The 15,956-nt window shown below is 59.7% G+C and carries 14 protein-coding genes; 4 read left to right on the top strand and 10 right to left on the bottom strand.

Annotated features, from left to right (window positions below; genetic code table 11):
• Positions 1–26: 26 nt before the first annotated feature.
• The 5 genes from AC1DPR_RS00370 to AC1DPR_RS00350 all read right to left on the bottom strand — a co-directional run bounded on the left by AC1DPR_RS00370 (position 27) and on the right by AC1DPR_RS00350 (position 6,967).
• Positions 27–2,492 carry a beta-mannosidase gene (locus AC1DPR_RS00370; protein ID WP_018854738.1) on the bottom strand — a complete coding sequence of 822 codons (2,466 nt, stop codon included), beginning with the start codon at positions 2,490–2,492 and terminating at the stop codon, positions 27–29.
• 121 nt (positions 2,493–2,613) lie between these two features.
• Positions 2,614–3,699 (bottom strand): ABC transporter ATP-binding protein, encoded by a 1,086-nt coding sequence (locus AC1DPR_RS00365; protein WP_018854737.1) that lies wholly within the window; start codon positions 3,697–3,699, stop codon positions 2,614–2,616.
• A 3-nt stretch (positions 3,700–3,702) separates the two neighbouring features.
• Positions 3,703–4,623 carry a carbohydrate ABC transporter permease gene (locus AC1DPR_RS00360; protein ID WP_018854736.1) on the bottom strand — a complete coding sequence of 307 codons (921 nt, stop codon included), beginning with the start codon at positions 4,621–4,623 and terminating at the stop codon, positions 3,703–3,705.
• Positions 4,616–5,518, bottom strand: a complete 903-nt coding sequence (locus AC1DPR_RS00355) for a carbohydrate ABC transporter permease (protein ID WP_018854735.1) — start codon at positions 5,516–5,518, stop codon at positions 4,616–4,618. Before AC1DPR_RS00355 ends, AC1DPR_RS00360 begins: the two co-directional genes overlap by 8 nt.
• Before the next feature lie 213 nt (positions 5,519–5,731).
• Positions 5,732–6,967, bottom strand: coding sequence for an ABC transporter substrate-binding protein (locus AC1DPR_RS00350; protein WP_018854734.1), 1,236 nt, complete (start codon positions 6,965–6,967; stop codon positions 5,732–5,734).
• Positions 6,968–7,421: 454 nt separating this feature from the next.
• Here AC1DPR_RS00350 and AC1DPR_RS00345 point away from each other — a divergent pair, with 454 nt between their 5' ends.
• Positions 7,422–8,465, top strand: coding sequence for a LacI family transcriptional regulator (locus AC1DPR_RS00345; protein ID WP_018854733.1), 1,044 nt, complete (start codon positions 7,422–7,424; stop codon positions 8,463–8,465).
• A gap of 80 nt (positions 8,466–8,545) precedes the next feature.
• On the opposite strand, the gene gndA is transcribed toward AC1DPR_RS00345, so the two are convergent.
• Positions 8,546–9,997 (bottom strand): NADP-dependent phosphogluconate dehydrogenase, encoded by a 1,452-nt coding sequence (gene gndA / locus AC1DPR_RS00340; RefSeq protein ID WP_192240567.1) that lies wholly within the window; start codon positions 9,995–9,997, stop codon positions 8,546–8,548.
• 126 nt (positions 9,998–10,123) lie between these two features.
• Between gndA and AC1DPR_RS00335 the strand changes: the two genes are divergently transcribed.
• The 3 genes from AC1DPR_RS00335 to AC1DPR_RS00325 all read left to right on the top strand — a co-directional run bounded on the left by AC1DPR_RS00335 (position 10,124) and on the right by AC1DPR_RS00325 (position 11,740).
• On the top strand, positions 10,124–10,909 hold the full coding sequence (locus AC1DPR_RS00335) for a helix-turn-helix domain-containing protein (protein WP_477815584.1): 786 nt from the start codon (positions 10,124–10,126) through the stop codon (positions 10,907–10,909).
• A 69-nt stretch (positions 10,910–10,978) separates the two neighbouring features.
• Positions 10,979–11,377 carry a polyketide cyclase gene (locus AC1DPR_RS00330; RefSeq protein ID WP_018854730.1) on the top strand — a complete coding sequence of 133 codons (399 nt, stop codon included), beginning with the start codon at positions 10,979–10,981 and terminating at the stop codon, positions 11,375–11,377.
• Positions 11,378–11,386: 9 nt separating this feature from the next.
• Positions 11,387–11,740: a VOC family protein gene (locus AC1DPR_RS00325; RefSeq protein ID WP_018854729.1), complete on the top strand. Its 354-nt coding sequence runs from the start codon at positions 11,387–11,389 to the stop codon at positions 11,738–11,740.
• Here AC1DPR_RS00325 and AC1DPR_RS00320 read toward each other — a convergent pair whose 3' ends face one another.
• The 4 genes from AC1DPR_RS00320 to AC1DPR_RS00305 form a co-directional block, all read right to left on the bottom strand.
• Entirely contained in the window at positions 11,741–12,460 is a 720-nt protein-coding gene (locus AC1DPR_RS00320; protein WP_037088996.1) for a PAS domain-containing protein, read from the bottom strand.
• 183 nt (positions 12,461–12,643) lie between these two features.
• Complete coding sequence (locus AC1DPR_RS00315; RefSeq protein WP_018854727.1) at positions 12,644–13,579, bottom strand: lipid A biosynthesis lauroyl acyltransferase; 936 nt, start codon at positions 13,577–13,579, stop codon at positions 12,644–12,646.
• A 4-nt stretch (positions 13,580–13,583) separates the two neighbouring features.
• Positions 13,584–14,612 carry a zinc-binding dehydrogenase gene (locus AC1DPR_RS00310; protein WP_018854726.1) on the bottom strand — a complete coding sequence of 343 codons (1,029 nt, stop codon included), beginning with the start codon at positions 14,610–14,612 and terminating at the stop codon, positions 13,584–13,586.
• Between the two features lie 54 nt (positions 14,613–14,666).
• Entirely contained in the window at positions 14,667–15,953 is a 1,287-nt protein-coding gene (locus AC1DPR_RS00305) for a beta-ketoacyl-ACP synthase (protein ID WP_477815583.1), read from the bottom strand.
• Between the last annotated feature and the right edge of the window lie 3 nt (positions 15,954–15,956).

Below are 15,956 nucleotides of genomic sequence, written 5' to 3'. Positions count from 1 at the left end.
TCGTGCCCATTGCATTTCAGTCAGGATCAATCCACGGACTGACAGGATTGCAGGTCGTAGAAACGGAATTCCGGCAAGGTGCCGCCCTCGAGCGGCTTTGCCGGGGTGAAGGTAATGCGGCGCGTCTCGCCCGCCGCCAGATCGAAGGCATTGTCTGAATACTTGCCGTCGGTCTCGGTCTCGATCATCACGAAGAGCGCAAGTCCCTTCGCAGTGACGTTAAGGCACACGGAGCCGTCTTCCTCGACATACTCGTGTGTGACCATGAGGCCCGCAGCCTCGAGCTCCAGTGCCTTGTAGGTGCCGTGCACATAGTGCCCCTCGCCACCCATGCCATTCGACGCCGTGAAGCGCCAGGCAAGCAGTGTCCCGGCAGGAATTTCGGAAACGTCGATGCTCGTCGCCGTTACGGCTGCGTCAGGGGTGCAGACCGCCTGCACGTCCTTCAGGTGCTTGCGTTCGCCCTTCATGTCGAGGACCGAGACCGACAGGTCGATGCTGACCTCGGCAAGCGTGTCGTTGACCAGCGAGAAGCGGATCTGCTTGCCGTCCTCATCAGGGATCGCCGCAACGGCGACCGGCTGGAAGAAGCGCTTGACCAGATAATGCATCGCCTTCCAGCGACCGCCGTGGTCGAGGCTCGACCACGAGGCGACCGGCCATGTGTCATTGAGCTGCCAGTAGATGGTGCCCATGCAATGCGGCTTCAGCGACCGCCAGTATTCCACTGCGGTCTTGATTGCGAGACCCTGCTGGATCTGGCTGAGATAGACGAAATTCGGGAAGTCCTTCGGGAAGCGGAAATAGCGGAACATCGTCCCGGCAATGCGCTCGTTGCCACCTGCATTCTTCTGGTGCAGCTCCATGACAGGCGACGCTACGTTCATGTCCTTCGGATCGGCGTAGGTCTTGATGACAGGCAGCGACGTATAGGACTGGAAGCCGAATTCCGAGCAGAAGCGCGGGCGCACCGATCGATAATTGTCGAACGACTTGTTCTCGTGCCAGACCGACCAGTAGTGCATGTCGCCGGAACCGTCGGCATGCCAGGCATCGCCGAAATCGAGATAACCGGATGCCGGGCTCGACGGCCACCAGATGGCGTCGGGCGCCGCCTTCTTCATCGCCTGCTCGATCGTACGGTTGAGGCGATCGTAGGAGACAAGATAGCGGTCGCGATCCTTCTTCGACTCGTCGAACCAGGTGAGCGCACCGACCAGTTCGTTGTCGCCGCACCACAGCGCGATCGACGGATGCGAGGACAGACGGCGCACCTGATAGTCGACCTCAAGCGCGACGTTGTCGAGGAAATCCTCCGTCGAAGGATAGAGGTTGCAGGCGAACATGAAATCCTGCCAGACCATCAGGCCCATCCGATCGCAAAGATCGTAGAAATAGTCATGTTCGTAGAAGCCGCCGCCCCAGACGCGGATCATGTTCATGTTTGCGGCATGAGCCGACTGCAGCAGGTCTTCAGTCTTCTCGGGCGATGACAGCGAAAACAGCGCATCAGCCGGGATCCAGTTGGCGCCGCGGCAGAAGATCTCGCGGCCGTTGACCTTCAGCGCGAAACGGCTGCCGGCGGCATCGGGCGTCGTGATCAGCTCGACGGTGCGAAGACCGATTTGCTTGCTGACCGCATCCGACGGAAGATCGACAGTCAATGTGTAGAGCGCCTGCTCACCACTGCCCGCCGGCCACCACAAGCGCGGCTTATCGATCTGGAAGACGTGGTTGACGACGGTTTCGCCGGCGCCGACGCCGACGTCGAGCCGAATGCGTTCCCCGTCGAGCGTAAAATGAACAGGCACAATCCCCGGATTCTTGGCGAACAATGTCGCCGTCACCTGCAGATCGACGGAGCCGTCGAGATTATGGACCTGACGTGTCGTGACGTGGTCGATGCGCGCAGTCTCGAGCCTGCGCAAAGCGATCGTGCCATAGAGGCCGAGCGGCGCAATCGCGATGTTCCAGTCCCAACCGAAATGGCACTGCGGCTTGCGCAGCATATTGCCATTCGCAATAGGCGAATTGCCGGGGTGATATGGGATGTAGAACGGCTGCTTGGCCTGCCGGTCGGCACCGGCCGAAATGCTCGAGTGCAGCACGATCCGAATGTGGTTCTCGCCAGTCTTCAGCTGGCCACCTACATCGGGCCGGTAGCGACGGAAGCTGTTATCGGCGAGCAGCACCGGAGAACCGTTGACGAACACCGCGGCAACGGTATCGAGATAGTCGATATCGAGATACCACTCGCCGTCCGGCTCGGACAGCGTGAAACTGCGTTCCAGCACCCAGTCGCGCTGCGCCACCCACTGAACGATCTCCTCGTTACGGCCGAAATAGGGATCGGGGATCAGTTCAGCGGCATGCAGCGCCGTGTGCACATCGCCCGGCAGCGTGATCGATGTCGTGACCTCGCCGTCGGCTGAGGTGAGCTTCCACGATCCGGATAGGTCGAGGTTAAACCCGTTTGTCGGCAAGGAAGTCATAGCATTATCCCGATCGGGCCGCGCTTAGGACCGCCCGCAATCGCGGGCCGCAGCCGAACTTGGTGGCCAGATGGCCGATTGGAGAACGGGCGGAACTATACGCTCCGCCCTATTGCGATTTCTAGATACGAAGCTCAGTCTCCGCATCAAAGAGCGACGCCAGCGACATATCGAAGCCGAGCTTGACGGCGGAACCGGGGCTGAAGCGGCGTGCACCATTGATACGCACGGACATCGTGTGGCCGGCATGCTTCAGCCAAAGCAGGTTGTCGGCGCCCATTGGTTCCTCGATGTCGACGGTCGCTTCGTGGACCTCGGCGCCGAGATTCTCGTTGACCTTCACATGTTCAGGACGAACGCCGAGAATGACCTTGCGGCCCGCTTGCAGCGATTCGGGCGCCTCATAGGCTGCAACAGAGAAGTTCACGCCGTTGGCGGTGAAGAACGCCTCGTCACCCTGCTTGGTGATCTCCCCACGCAAGAAATTCATCGACGGCGAGCCGATAAAGCCTGCAACAAAGAGATTGCGTGGCTTGTTGTAGATCGTCGTCGGGTCGGCAAGCTGCTGGATGATGCCGTTTTTCATGATCGCGATACGATCGGCCAAGGTCAGCGCTTCGATCTGGTCGTGCGTGACGTAGATCATCGTGTTGTTCAGCGACTGGTGCAGGCGCTTGATTTCGACGCGCAGCTCCGAGCGCAGCTTGGCGTCGAGGTTCGACAGCGGCTCGTCGAACAGGAACACATCCACGTCGCGCACCAATGCGCGACCGATCGCAACGCGCTGACGCTGGCCGCCCGAGAGCTCGGCCGGCTTGCGCTTCAGCAGCGGCTGGATCTGCAGGATTTCCGCCGCACGCGCCACGCGCTTGTCGATCTCCTGCTGTGGCACCTTGGCGACCTGGAGGCCGAAAGACAGGTTCTTCTCGACGCTCATCTGCGGATAGAGCGCGTAGGACTGGAACACCATGCCGATGCCGCGATCCTTCGGCTCTTCCCAGGTGACGTTCTTGCCCTTGATGAAGATCTGGCCGTCGGATGCGTCGAGCAGTCCGGCGATGCAGTTCAACAGCGTGGACTTGCCGCAGCCGGAAGAGCCCAGGAGAACCAGGAACTCGCCGTCGTTGATTTCGAGGTTGAGGTCCTTGAGAACGCTGACCGAACCGAAGTTCAACGAGAGATCTCGGATGGAAACACTTGAATTCATGGATCAGCCTTTCACTGCGCCAGCGGCAATACCACGGACGAAAAGTCGTCCCGATACGAAATAGACAACGAGCGGCACCAGACCCGTCAGGATCGTTGCGGCCATATTGACGTTGTATTCCTTCACGCCCTGGACAGAGTTGACGATGTTGTTGAGCTGCACGGTCATCGGGTAGTACTCCGGTCGGGTGAAGACGACACCGAACAGGAAGTCGTTCCAGATGCCGGTGACCTGCAGGATCATGGCGACGACGAAGATCGGCAGCGACATGGGCAGCATGATCTTCAGGAAAATCTGCCAGAAGCCGGCCCCATCGATGCGGGCAGCCTTGAAGAGCTCCTGCGGCAGCGATGCGAAGTAGTTGCGGAACAGCAGCGTCAGGATCGGCATCCCGAAGATGCTGTGCACGATGATCAGGCCCGTCAGAGTTCCATAGACGCCGATTTCACGCAGCACGATAACGATAGGATAGATCATCACCTGATAGGGAATGAACGCGCCGACGACGAGGATCGCAAAGAAGACTTCCGAACCCTTGAAGCGCCAGTTGGCGAGCGCATAGCCGTTCACCGAGGCAATGGCAATCGACAGGACCACCGAGGGAACGGTGATACGCACCGAATTCCAGAAGCCGCGCGAGAGGCCGTCGCAGTTCAGGCCTGTGCAGGCCGTCGCCCAAGCCTTCACCCAGGGCTCGAAGGTGATTTCGACCGGCGGTGAGAAGATATTGCCGAGGCGGATTTCGGGCATGCCCTTCAGCGACGTGACCATCATCACGTAAAGCGGAAGAAGGTAATATGCAGCGGCAACAAAAAGCGTGCCATAGAGAATGATGTTGCGCGGAGAGATCACCCGCTTCGGCTTCGGGCCGCTGGGGCCGGACGCGCGGCCACCGGAGGTCTTGAGAGTAACAGAATCAGGCACGTTTACGCCCTCCGAATTCCAGATAGGCCCACGGGATGATGATGATCGCGACGGTGACCAGCATCATGGTCGAGGCGGCGAAACCCTGCCCCAGATTCTGAGCCTGGAACATGTAGTCGTAAACGTATTTCGCAGGCACTTCAGAGGCGATGCCTGGACCACCTGATGTCTGCGCCACCACCAGGTCGTAGACCTTGACGATGCCACTGGCGATGATGACAAGCGTCGTGATGAAGACAGGCCGCATCATCGGAATGACGATGAAGAGATAGGTCTTCCACATCGGGATGCCGTCGACGCGCGCGGCCTTCCAGATGTCTTCATCGATACCGCGCAAGCCGGCGAGCATAAGGCACATGACGAGACCCGTGCCCTGCCACAGCGCGGCGATCAAAATGCCGTAGATGACGATTTCAGGTGTGTAGAGCGGGTCGAAATTGAAGCTTGTCCAGCCAAACGACCGGACAACTGATTGGATGCCAAACTCAGGGTTCAGGATCCACTGCCAGACGAGGCCGGTAACGATGAAAGACAGGGCGAATGGGTAGAGGAAGATCGTACGGAACGTATTTTCGAACCGGATCTTTTGGTCCATCAACGCCGCGAGCACAAAGCCGATCACCAGGCTGAAGATAATCGATAGCACGCCGTAGATCGCAAGATTCTCGATGGACACGATCCAGCGCGGGGCAGCCCACAGGCGCCTGTATTGTTCGAGACCTACGAAGCTCAACCGCGGAAGGAGCTTCGAGTTCGTGAATGAATAAACGACCGTCCAGGCCGAGCCACCGACGAAGATGACCAAGGCGGTCAGGATCATCGGAATGGATGCAATCTTCGAATTCAGATTGCGCAGTAACTGATTTGGCCGGCCGGCTTTCGCTTGACCCGTCATTGTAATTCCTCCTGAATCGCAATTCTGCTGTGATCCAGAGCAGCGAACCGTCTACCGGTCGCCTCCTCTTCTCACTCCCATACCAAGGCCGGATGCCCTGCATCAGCTGCTACCAGCCTCGAGCCCTGCCGCCACCCGGACACGATGGGAGTTCCGGGCAAATCCGGCTCCGTCACACGGAGCCGGATCGCAACAGCGTCGGAAAAGCGACGATCAGTCGGCAGAAGCGATGATTTCAGCGAAGCGCTTCTGAGCGGCTTCCGGCGTCATCGACGGATTTGCGAAGAACTCCGAGAAGAGGTCTTCCTTCTGCTTCTGGCTATCCGCCGACAGAAGCTGGTCGGTACCTTGGATCACATTGCCCTTTGCGAGGATGTCGAGACCCTTCTTCATGCAGTCGTTGGCTGCACCAAGGTCAACGTCACCGCGAACTGGCAGCGAGCCCTTCTTCAGGTTGAAGGCAACCTGCGTCTTGGGATCGAGAAGCGTCTTGGCAAGCACAGCCTGTGCCTTAGACTTCTCTTCGTCCTTGAGCAGAGGGAAGTAGAAGGCATCACCGCCGGTGGAGATGATTTCGTTCACGCCGAGGCCCGGAAGGCAGGTGTAGTCGGTACCGGCCTTCTGACCAGCCAGCTGGAACTCGCCTTGCGCCCAGTCACCCATGATCTGGCCACCGGCCTTGCCCGTGATGACGAGGTTGGTTGCTTGATTCCAGTCCTGAACATTGCTGCCCTTGGACATACGGCGAGCGTCATCGGCGGCCTTGAAAACCTTTGCAATCTCCGGACCGGCAGCCGCTTCAGCGTCCTTGTCCTTGAACACCTTGAGGAAGGTATCCTTGCCGGCAATGGCAACCATCAGCACGTCGAACGCGCCGGCAGCTTGCCAGGGCTGACCGCCAACGGCGAGCGGAACGATGCCGGCCTTTTCGAGCGCCGGAGAGGCGGCGACAAATTCGTCCCAGTTCTTCGGCACTTCAACGCCAGCCTTCTTGAAGGCTGCATTGGAGAGCCACAGCCACTGCCAGGAGTGGATGTTGACCGGGGCACAATAGATCTTGCCGTCGATCGTGCAGGAATCGAGCAGGCTCGACGGACGAATGATGTCCTTCCAGTGCTCGGCGGTGGCGACGTCGGTCAGGTCCCGCATCAGGCCAGCCTGAACCAGCTCTTCGGCCTGACGACCATGGTTGAACTGCGTGGCACCCATCGGATCACCGCCGGTGATGCGGCTGATCATGATCGGACGCGCGGTACCGCCGGAGCCGGCGATCGCACCGTCGACCCACTTGTTGCCGGTCGCGTCGAATGCCTTTGCGAGTTCTGCCACGGCAGCGGCTTCGCCACCAGAAGTCCACCAATGGGTGACTTCAAGATCGGTCGCGTTCGCCGCACCGAGCGGCAGCACGACGGAAGCGGCAAGTGCAGCCGCGATCAAACGAAAATTCATGAGTTCTCCTCCCTCACTGAAACGTTGCCGGAAAAACTTAGTGCAATCGATATTCTCGCGCAACAGCCAGCCGATGAAAAATTTCTAAACTTCTTTCTTTGCAATCTCAGACTGCATAATGGCGTTGATTTTTGCACGGGAGAGCGTGGAAAGCACAACGAGCGAGCAAGTGCACAATCTGGATTATCGAATTGTTTTAACGCACAAAATATCGTAGTTATCGCATTTTCGGCGGCACGTTTCATTCGCAGGTGCAAAAAATGTGAGCAAAACACCATGACTAAACCTATGGGCGCACCCATGCTGTTCAAACGCGAAAAAGGTCTCGACAATTCTACTGTATCGTTACAGATTTCGCTGTCTGAGGGAGGAGCATCTTTGGTCGCACTTGCGCTTACGACGCTTCTAAAAAGACTCTATAAGCGGACCAAATCGCATAGGATGGTCTAGAGGGATGAAAAATAACGAAAAATTTGGAGACGCCACCGGCGTGCTCCAGCGGGAGAGGCCGACGCTCAAGACGATTGCCTTCATGACGGGCCTCGGTGTGACCACCGTTTCGCGTGCCCTGAAGGATGCGCCCGATATCGGTGCCGAAACCAAGGAGCGCGTGCGCATGGTCGCCCGCCAGCTCGGCTATCAGCCGAACAGAGCGGGCGTGCGCCTCAGAACCGGCAAAACCAACGTCATCGCGCTCGTGCTCAGCATCGACGAAGAGATCATGGGCTTCACCAGCCAGATTGTCTTCGGCATTTCGGACGTTTTGTCGGGCACGCCCTATCACCTCGTCGTGACGCCCTATTCCATCGCCAAGGATCCGCTATTACCGGTCCGCTACATTCTCGACACCGGCTCCGCCGACGGCGTTATTATCTCGCGAATCGAGCCCGACGACCCTCGCGTCAGCCTGATGATCGAACGCAACATGCCCTTCTCCACGCACGGGCGCACCGAGAGCGATCTCGTACATCCCTATCATGATTTCGACAGCGAGGCTTACGCTTATCAGGCCGTCCGCGCCCTCGTCGCCAAAGGCCGTCGGAAGATAGCGCTGCTGCCGCCGCCAGGCCGGCTCACCTATTTCGCCCATACGCGGATCGGCTTCCAGACGGCGCTGCATGTCTATGGCGCCGAAGAGATCCCGCTGCGCGTCAACATCGACGCGCCGTTGCAGCAGATACGCGACGAGGTGGAAGCGCTGATGCGTTCCTCGCATGCGCCAGATGGCATCGTTTCCTCCTCGGCCGCCGGCGCGATCGCCGTCAATGCCGGTGTAGAGGCTGCCGGTTGCGTCGTCGGTCGCGACGTCGACCTCGTCTCGAAGCAATCGACGGAGATCCTCAACTGGATACGACCGAATATGATCACCTGTTTCGAGGACGTTCGCGAGGCCGGCCGCGAACTCGCCCGCGCGGTGATCGGCCGCATCGAAGGCGTTCCGCCCGAAAAGCTGCAGAGCGTCAGCCAGCCGACCTGGCCGGACGGCGTCTTCGAATGACCCAACAGGAAACCAAAGCGGCGAGAATCAAAAAAGCCCAGCTCCGGCCGGGCTTTTTCATTTAGGGAACGCGCGCCGGCTCAGAAGGTCGCCGCACCGCTACCCCACGGGCCGTGGTGGAAGTCCTTGCTGTCGAGGCGATCAAAGCCGTGCGCGCCGAAGAAGTCACGCTGCGCCTGGATCAGGTTCGCGGTGCCGCGGCCTTGGCGATAGGCGTCGAAATAGGTCAGCGCCGAGGTCAGCGCCGGAACCGGCAGGCCGGCTTGCAGGGCCGCCGCAACGACGCGGCGCAGCGCCGGGATCGATTCCTTGACCATCTCGGAGAAGGCAGGCGTCACGACCAGGTTGGCAGCATCCGGAGCCTTGGTGAAGGCCGAGGTGATCTCGTCGAGGAACTGCGAGCGGATGATACAGCCGGCTCGCCAGATCTTGGCGATGACAGGCATCGGCAGCGACCAGTTGAACTCGCGCGATGCTTCCGCCATGACGGCGAAGCCCTGCGCATAAGCGCCGATCTTGGCGGCGAACAGCGCCAGCTCCAAATCCTTGTTGAGTTCGGGGCCGTAGGCGATCGGGAACTTGTATTCCGGCTTGCCGAAGATCTTCTCGGCGGCTTCGCGCTCGGTCTTCATCGACGACAGGCTGCGGGCGGCAACGGCGGCTTCGATCGCGGTTGCCGGAATGCCCATGTTCTGCGCTTCGATCGCCGACCACTTGCCGGTGCCCTTCTGGCCGGCCTTGTCAAGGATCATGTCGACCATCGGGCCACCGGAGACCGGATCACTCGCGGCCAGCACCTTCTCGGAAATCTCGATCAGGTAGGAGTTCAAGCGACCCTTGTTCCATTCGCCGAAGATGCCGGAAATGTCCTTGGCGCTCTTGCCGAGACCATCGCGCAGGATGCCGTAGATTTCGGCGATCATCTGCATGTCGGCATATTCGATGCCGTTGTGGATCGTCTTGACGAAATGGCCGGCACCGTCATTGCCGAGCCAGGCAACGCAAGGATCATCGTTGTATTTGGCGGCGATCGAGGTCAGCACCTTCTCGACGCGCTTCCAGGAGTCCTCGGTGCCACCGACCATGATCGAAGGCCCATGGCGTGCACCCTCTTCACCACCCGAGACACCCATGCCGATGAAGGTGAGGTCGGTGTTCTTCAGGCGGTCGAAACGGGCGATCGTGTCGCGGAAGTTGGCGTTGCCGGCATCGATCATGATGTCGCCCTTGGAAAGATGCGGGCGCAGTGCTTCCATCTGCTGATCGACGGCCTCACCGGCCTTGATCATGATGATGATCGGACGCGGCGGGCGGATCGCTTCGACGAACTCCTCGATCGTCTTGCAGGGAATGATCTGCTTCTTCAGATCGCCGGCGCTTTCGTAGAATTCGTCCGTTTTCTCAGGTGTACGGTTAAAGACAGCAATCTTGTTGCCTTTTTCCGCAATGTTGAGCGCCAGGTTGGAACCCATGACGGCAAGGCCGATCAGCCCGATTTCTGCCTTTTCCACGATACACCTCCGATGAGTCATTTTTGGACCGGTGTTGTGGCACTCTCTGGCTCAAACGGCAAGTTCGATTCGGCTTCGAATCGGCCTCGTATTGCCGGCATTGCAAACTAAGCCATATTCCCACTTGATCTTACAGGATGAGGACCAATGAGCCGCGCAGCAACACAGGAGGAGGCCGTTCTGGCCGCTCGCGCAGGCCGATACACGGAGTATGCGCCCTCGCCTGTGCTTGGCGCTCATTTTCATTGTCTTTGGTCACACGAGATCCGCAGCGGAGCCGATAGGATAGCGATCGTGCCGGACGGTTATTGCGACATCGTCTGGATGGGTGGCACGCTGATGGTGGCCGGACCGGACCGCAGCAGTGCCTTTCCGTCGCTTGCCGGTGGCGAGAGGATAGTGGGTGCGCGCTTCGCTCCGGGCGCCGCAGCCGGGTGGCTCAAGGTGCAGCTCTGCGACATCGTCGGACAGTCCATTCCTCTGGAGGACTTCTGGGGCGCGGCGGCCTTGAGATTGAATGAATTGCTGGGCGTCGGTGTCGGATCGAACGAACGGTTGCTGCAGTTAAAAGCCGCACTTGAGCAGGAGGCCGCCAGACGCATCGCGCCGGCCGGTGACATGGCCTCGGTGTTTGCGCGCGCAAGCGGTATTTCGCAGTCCGGCGACGTGGCCGACGCGATGCTCGAGGACCTGTCCATCGGGGCGCGCCAGCTTCGCCGGCGTTGCCACACCCATTTCGGCTACGGACCGAAGACCCTTGCGCGAATTCGCCGGTTTCAGCGCATGCTCGGCCTCTGCCGGAGCAGCAAGAGCCTTCCGCTCGCGGAGTTGGCGATGGCAGCCGGTTATGCCGACCAGGCGCATATGACCCGAGATGCGCGCGAAATTTCTACGCTGACGCCCATGCAGCTTCAGCAGCAGATAACCGGTTGAACGTCCGTTTTCTTCAATATGAAACTGGCCGTTCTGCTATCTCCATTGAGAGCAACACAGGAAAATGCCATGTCTACGATGCCCGCAAGGATCGTCCACAGCTCCATCGACAGGAACTGGCGCGACGTCTATGCCTTTGCCGCCGCCCCGGAGAACATGCCGCTTTGGGCCTCTGGACTGGCCTCCGGGCTGGAACGCAACGGCGACGACTGGATTGCCACTGGTCCGCTCGGCACGGTCAAGGTCAGTTTCGTCCCGAACAACGAGTTCGGCGTCATCGACCACACAGTGACGATCGAGAGCGGGTTACGGGTCTACAACGCACTGCGGATCGTGCCGAACGGCGATGGCTGCGAGGTCATGTTCACGTTGTTGCGCATCCCGGGCATGACGGACGAGCAGTTCGAGGCCGATGCCGCCCACGTCGCGAAAGATCTCACGGCACTCAAGGCGTTGATGGAAGCATAGGAGGCGATCATGGCTGCAACAGGGGACAACCGACGCATCGACTACGTCGAATTTAACGTCAGCAATATAGAGGCCTGCAAGGCGTTCTACGGCAAGGCTTTCGGCTGGACCTTTACCGACTATGGTCCCGAATACTGCGAATTTGATGACGGACGGCTGAAAGGCGGGTTTACGACGCTAGGCAATCCCCGGCCCGGCGGGCCTCTCGTCATTCTCTACGCGGATGATCTTGAGGCCGCCCTTTCAAGCGTGGAAGCTGCCGGCGGAACCATCGTAAAACCCATCACCGGCTTCCCCGGTGGACGCAGGTTTCACTTCAGTGATCCGGACGGATATGAACTTGCCGTGTGGACGAAGGCCTGATTACGCGACGACGGTCGGCGCCTTCGCTCCCGCGTGCTGCAAGATGATCAAGGCCCCGATCACACTTCCAGACGAATCTCGCAATGGCGACATGCGGCAGTGGACGATCTTCACCGCGTCGCTGTCGTGGCGCTCGTAGGCGTAGTCGCTGCCACGCCCCGCAAAACAAGCGTCGAGCTTTGCCTTCGCGCCTTCGTGAAAGCGCTTCTCGCCAATAAACTCCATCACGTGACGACCAATCATATCGATTGGCTTCCGGCCAAGATATGCCGAGTTGACGGTGTTCGAATAAAGATAGCGATAGTCCCTCGTCAGCACCGCGACACGGTCGGGCATCGCATCGAGGATTGCAGCATTCAGAAAGTGGCCATTGTCGACGCTCGGCGCGAACGCAAAAGGATCGGTAACAGGCTGTCGCTCAACCGGCGGCATCCGCCAACGGGGTGCAGATCCCCCGAAGTACCTTTCCATAAGCGCCGAAAGCAGCGCGACATAACCGCGAACGGTCTCACTGTCGTCCGCATATTGGTCGATAAGGCAACTGATGAATTCCAGCTGCATATGAACTTCAAGAATGCTCGTAGCGGCATGCCCGAGAATTGCGTCGACGAGCGGTTCGACCGAGCGATCCAGCATGTTCACGCGCGCGTCGTCACCGACGGCGATCGCCGCATCAATCTGCGCACAACACAATGAGAACGCTCGAAAAAGACCCAGCAAGACGCCTCCAATGCATTCCGTGAACGAATGCGACCGAGATCGACCGAGCTATGCGTCACGCAAGTTGAAGCCAACAGCGCTTAGCCACTCGCCTTGATGGCAATCGCTAACATGACGTAGGTTCATATTCAATGAACGCGGGCGCAGGTTTTTCAATGATGAGATATAGGGATCGACGCAGGCTTACTTGAACACGTCGTGTTTTATCTTCCACCGGTCGTGATACCAGAGCCACTGCTCGGGATACTCCCGCACCCAGCTCTCCACCTTGTCGTTCAAGAGCTGCGCCGTCGCGACCATATCGAGATTGCCGTTGCTATCCCGGGGCATCGCGAGCTTCGGCTCGATTTCCAGCCGATAGCGATTTCCCGGAAGCCGGATGCAGCGTGCAGGATAGACCTCGCAGTTGAATTGACGGACGAGCTTTCCGAGCAGCGGATTGGTCTGGGCGTCGAGCCCGAAGAACTTTGTCTTCAGTCCCTTGCGGAATTTCTGGTCCACAAGGACACCAACGCCCTGCCCCGCCTCCAGCTGCCGCGCCAACGCGAAAGACGAGCCAGCATGAGACGGCACGAGCTTGCCCATTCGTGCGCTGCGAAAATCGAAAACTCTCTTCGCGACATAGGGGTTGTTCGGAGGGCGAAACAGCACCGACACATGAAGGCCAAATGCCGCGCCGGCTACCGGCAGCAGCTCGAAATTGCCCGTGTGCGCAGTGAAAACGATGAATGGGCGCGGATTTTCCAGCAGATCGATGAAGATCGGTATCCCCGACACCTCGACCCGGCCCGGCTCCTTGCTCAAATAGTCGAAATCGAACAGCCGGTCGAGAAACACATACTCGGCGGCAAGACGCCCCATATTCCCCCAGCTCGCCAGCGCGATTTCCTGGATCTCCGCTTCGCTCTTCTCAGGAAACGCGTTGCGCAGATTGGTCAGCATCAGCTGGTGGCGCTTCACGCGCGGGCCGAGTTTTCGCGTCAGCCAGTCGGCAAAGTTGATCGCACCGTCAGCCGGAAACAGCTTCAGGAAGTTCAGAAAACCGAACATCGCCTGGGCGATCAACCACTGGCGAAAGTGGATGAGGGCCAGCACGACCTTAGTGATGAAGAGCTTCAAGGGCTCAATCCATCTTGAGGATGATCTTGCCGAAGATCTGGCGCGACTCCATGCGCTCCAGTGCGCGGTCGATGTCGTCGAAGCCGACTTCGGTGTCGATGACAGGATGGACCAGTCCGCGCCCCATCTTCTGCATGGCATTCGCCATGTTCTCCATGCGGCAGCCGAACGAGCCGAGCAGCTTCAGCTGTTGCTGGAAGAGCATCATAAGGTTCATGTCGGTGGAGACACCCGAGGTAGAACCGCAGGTGACAAGACGCCCGCCGCGCTTCATCGAGAGCATGGAGCCCGCCCACGTATCCTTGCCGACGTGCTCGAAGACGACGTCGACGCCCTTCTTCTTGGTGAGCTTGCGCACGACGCCTTCAAAGCGGTCGGTGCGGTAGTTGATGACATGATCGGCGCCGAGTGCCTTGGCCTTCTCGATCTTGTCGTCGGAGCCCACAGTCGTGATGACGGTGCAGCCGATCTTTTTCGCCAGCTGGATCGCCGCCGTGCCGATGCCGGAGCCGCCGGCGTGCACGAGGATGGTTTCGCCCGGTTCCAGCTTGGCGTTATCGAACAGCATGTGCTCGACCGTTCCAAAGGTCACTGGAGCAAGCGCCGCGCCGATGGCATCAACCCCGGGAGGGGCCGGAACGAGGAGGCGCGTAGGCAGGTTCACCTTTTCCTGCGCAAAACCGTCCAGATGGAAACCATGAACGCCGGAAACATGCTCACAGAGATTGTCGCGGCCCTCACTGCACGGACGGCAGAGGCCGCAGGTACGTGCACCATAGATCGACACCAGTTGGCCCGGCAGGACATTGGCAACGCCCGGCCCGATCGCTTCGACAACGCCCGCAGCTTCCGCGCCGATCACCAGCGGCATCTTGCGCTTCGCAAACGCCATGCCGCGCCAGCCCCAGACGTCGATGTGATTGAGAGCCACTGCCTTGACGCGCAGCGTAACCTCACCCGGGCCGGGAGCGGCCGGTTCTGGAAGGTCGGTGATCTCAAGCTTGCGATCGTCAATCAGTTGCAAGGCGCGCATGGCAAAGTCCTTCGCCGCGAGGGCGTTCTATCTCGATGTTTTGTCGGGAACCGATTAAGCCGGTTCGAGCGCCATGACAAGGCTGGCATTCTGCCCGCCGAAGCCGAAGGAGTTGGAAAGCACGGCGTTGACCTGGCTTTCCCGCTTCTTGTTTGGCACCACGTCGATAACGATCGATGGATCGGGGTTGGTGTAGTTGATCGTCGGCGGCAGCGTGCCCGTCAACATCGTCTGCAGCGAGAACACCGCCTCCACCGCGCCCGCAGCCGTCAGCGTGTGACCGATCATCGACTTATTCGACGACAACGGGATGGACGCCATCCGCTCGCCGAATACGGCCAGCATGGAAGCATATTCCATCTTGTCGTTCTCTGGCGTCGAGGTGCCGTGGGCATTGATGTAGCCGATATCGCCCTCGCCCATGCCAGCATCCGCCAGCGCTGCGCGGATCGTCGCAATCGCCGGGCCGCCGTCGGGAGACGAACGGGTACGATGGAAGGAGTCGGCCTTTTCGCCAGCGCCCTTCATGATGCCGAGGATCTTCGCGCCGCGCGCGACAGCTGCCTCGAGCGACTCCAACACCAGTGTGGCGGCACCTTCGGCAATGACGAAACCGTCACGATCCTTGCTGAACGGCTTGGAGGCCTTGGTCGGCGGATCGTTTTGCGTCGAGAGAGCCGAAAGCAGCGAGAAGCGGATGAGTGCCTCCGCGCTGACAGAGCCGTCGGTCGCTACCGCAAGCGCTCGCGAGCTACGACCCTGGCGGATCGCCTCGATGCCGAGCTGGATTGCAGTCGCGCCTGATGCACAGGCGGTCGACAATGTCACCGGCAGACCGCGTGTGCCGAAACGATCGGCAAGGCGCTCGGAAATTGCGCCGAACAGCGACGCCTCATGGAAAGCGCCGTCCGGGCGCTGGCGCATAGCAGCCAGGAACCGGTCATAGGCATCCCCGGCATGATCGGCCGGCGGCGAACGGTCAGCGAGATCGAAACGCGCGCTCCACTCCGGCTCGATCGGCGGCGCAGCAAGGAACAACGGACCATCAAAATCGCCGCTGATACCAGCATCGGCGAGCGCTTCGATCGTGGTTTCACGGGCAAACGCGTAAGAGCGTTCGACTGCGTTCGCGACCGGAATGTCGATGAAATCGACGGTTCCGGCGATGCGGGTCGAAAGTCCCTCGGTCGGAAAACGATTGATCGCATGAATGCCAGAGTTACCGGCGGTCAGTGCTGACCAGTTATCTTTCAGGCCCTGCCCCAGCGAGGTGATGATACCGACACCCGTCACTGCGACGATCGGGCGGCCGAGGTGATCATTGTAAGCCGAATCTTTCATTTG

The organism is Rhizobium sp. 01T417 (assembly GCF_056398905.1).
Note: the sequence above shows the minus strand (reverse complement) of the source record. Positions and strands in the feature narration are given on the sequence as shown.

What these genes read in the sequence shown, in the direction of transcription:
- AC1DPR_RS00370 (WP_018854738.1), bottom strand. Translation starts at nt 2,492, where the DNA reads ATGACTTCCTTGCCGACAAACGGGTTTAACCTCGACCTATCCGGATCG.
- AC1DPR_RS00365 (WP_018854737.1), bottom strand. Translation starts at nt 3,699, where the DNA reads ATGAATTCAAGTGTTTCCATCCGAGATCTCTCGTTGAACTTCGGTTCG.
- AC1DPR_RS00355 (WP_018854735.1), bottom strand. Translation starts at nt 5,518, where the DNA reads ATGACGGGTCAAGCGAAAGCCGGCCGGCCAAATCAGTTACTGCGCAAT.
- AC1DPR_RS00350 (WP_018854734.1), bottom strand. Translation starts at nt 6,967, where the DNA reads ATGAATTTTCGTTTGATCGCGGCTGCACTTGCCGCTTCCGTCGTGCTG.
- AC1DPR_RS00345 (WP_018854733.1), top strand. Translation starts at nt 7,422, where the DNA reads ATGAAAAATAACGAAAAATTTGGAGACGCCACCGGCGTGCTCCAGCGG.
- gndA (WP_192240567.1), bottom strand. Translation starts at nt 9,997, where the DNA reads ATGACTCATCGGAGGTGTATCGTGGAAAAGGCAGAAATCGGGCTGATC.
- AC1DPR_RS00335 (WP_477815584.1), top strand. Translation starts at nt 10,124, where the DNA reads ATGAGCCGCGCAGCAACACAGGAGGAGGCCGTTCTGGCCGCTCGCGCA.
- AC1DPR_RS00330 (WP_018854730.1), top strand. Translation starts at nt 10,979, where the DNA reads ATGTCTACGATGCCCGCAAGGATCGTCCACAGCTCCATCGACAGGAAC.
- AC1DPR_RS00325 (WP_018854729.1), top strand. Translation starts at nt 11,387, where the DNA reads ATGGCTGCAACAGGGGACAACCGACGCATCGACTACGTCGAATTTAAC.
- AC1DPR_RS00310 (WP_018854726.1), bottom strand. Translation starts at nt 14,612, where the DNA reads ATGCGCGCCTTGCAACTGATTGACGATCGCAAGCTTGAGATCACCGAC.
- AC1DPR_RS00305 (WP_477815583.1), bottom strand. Translation starts at nt 15,953, where the DNA reads ATGAAAGATTCGGCTTACAATGATCACCTCGGCCGCCCGATCGTCGCA.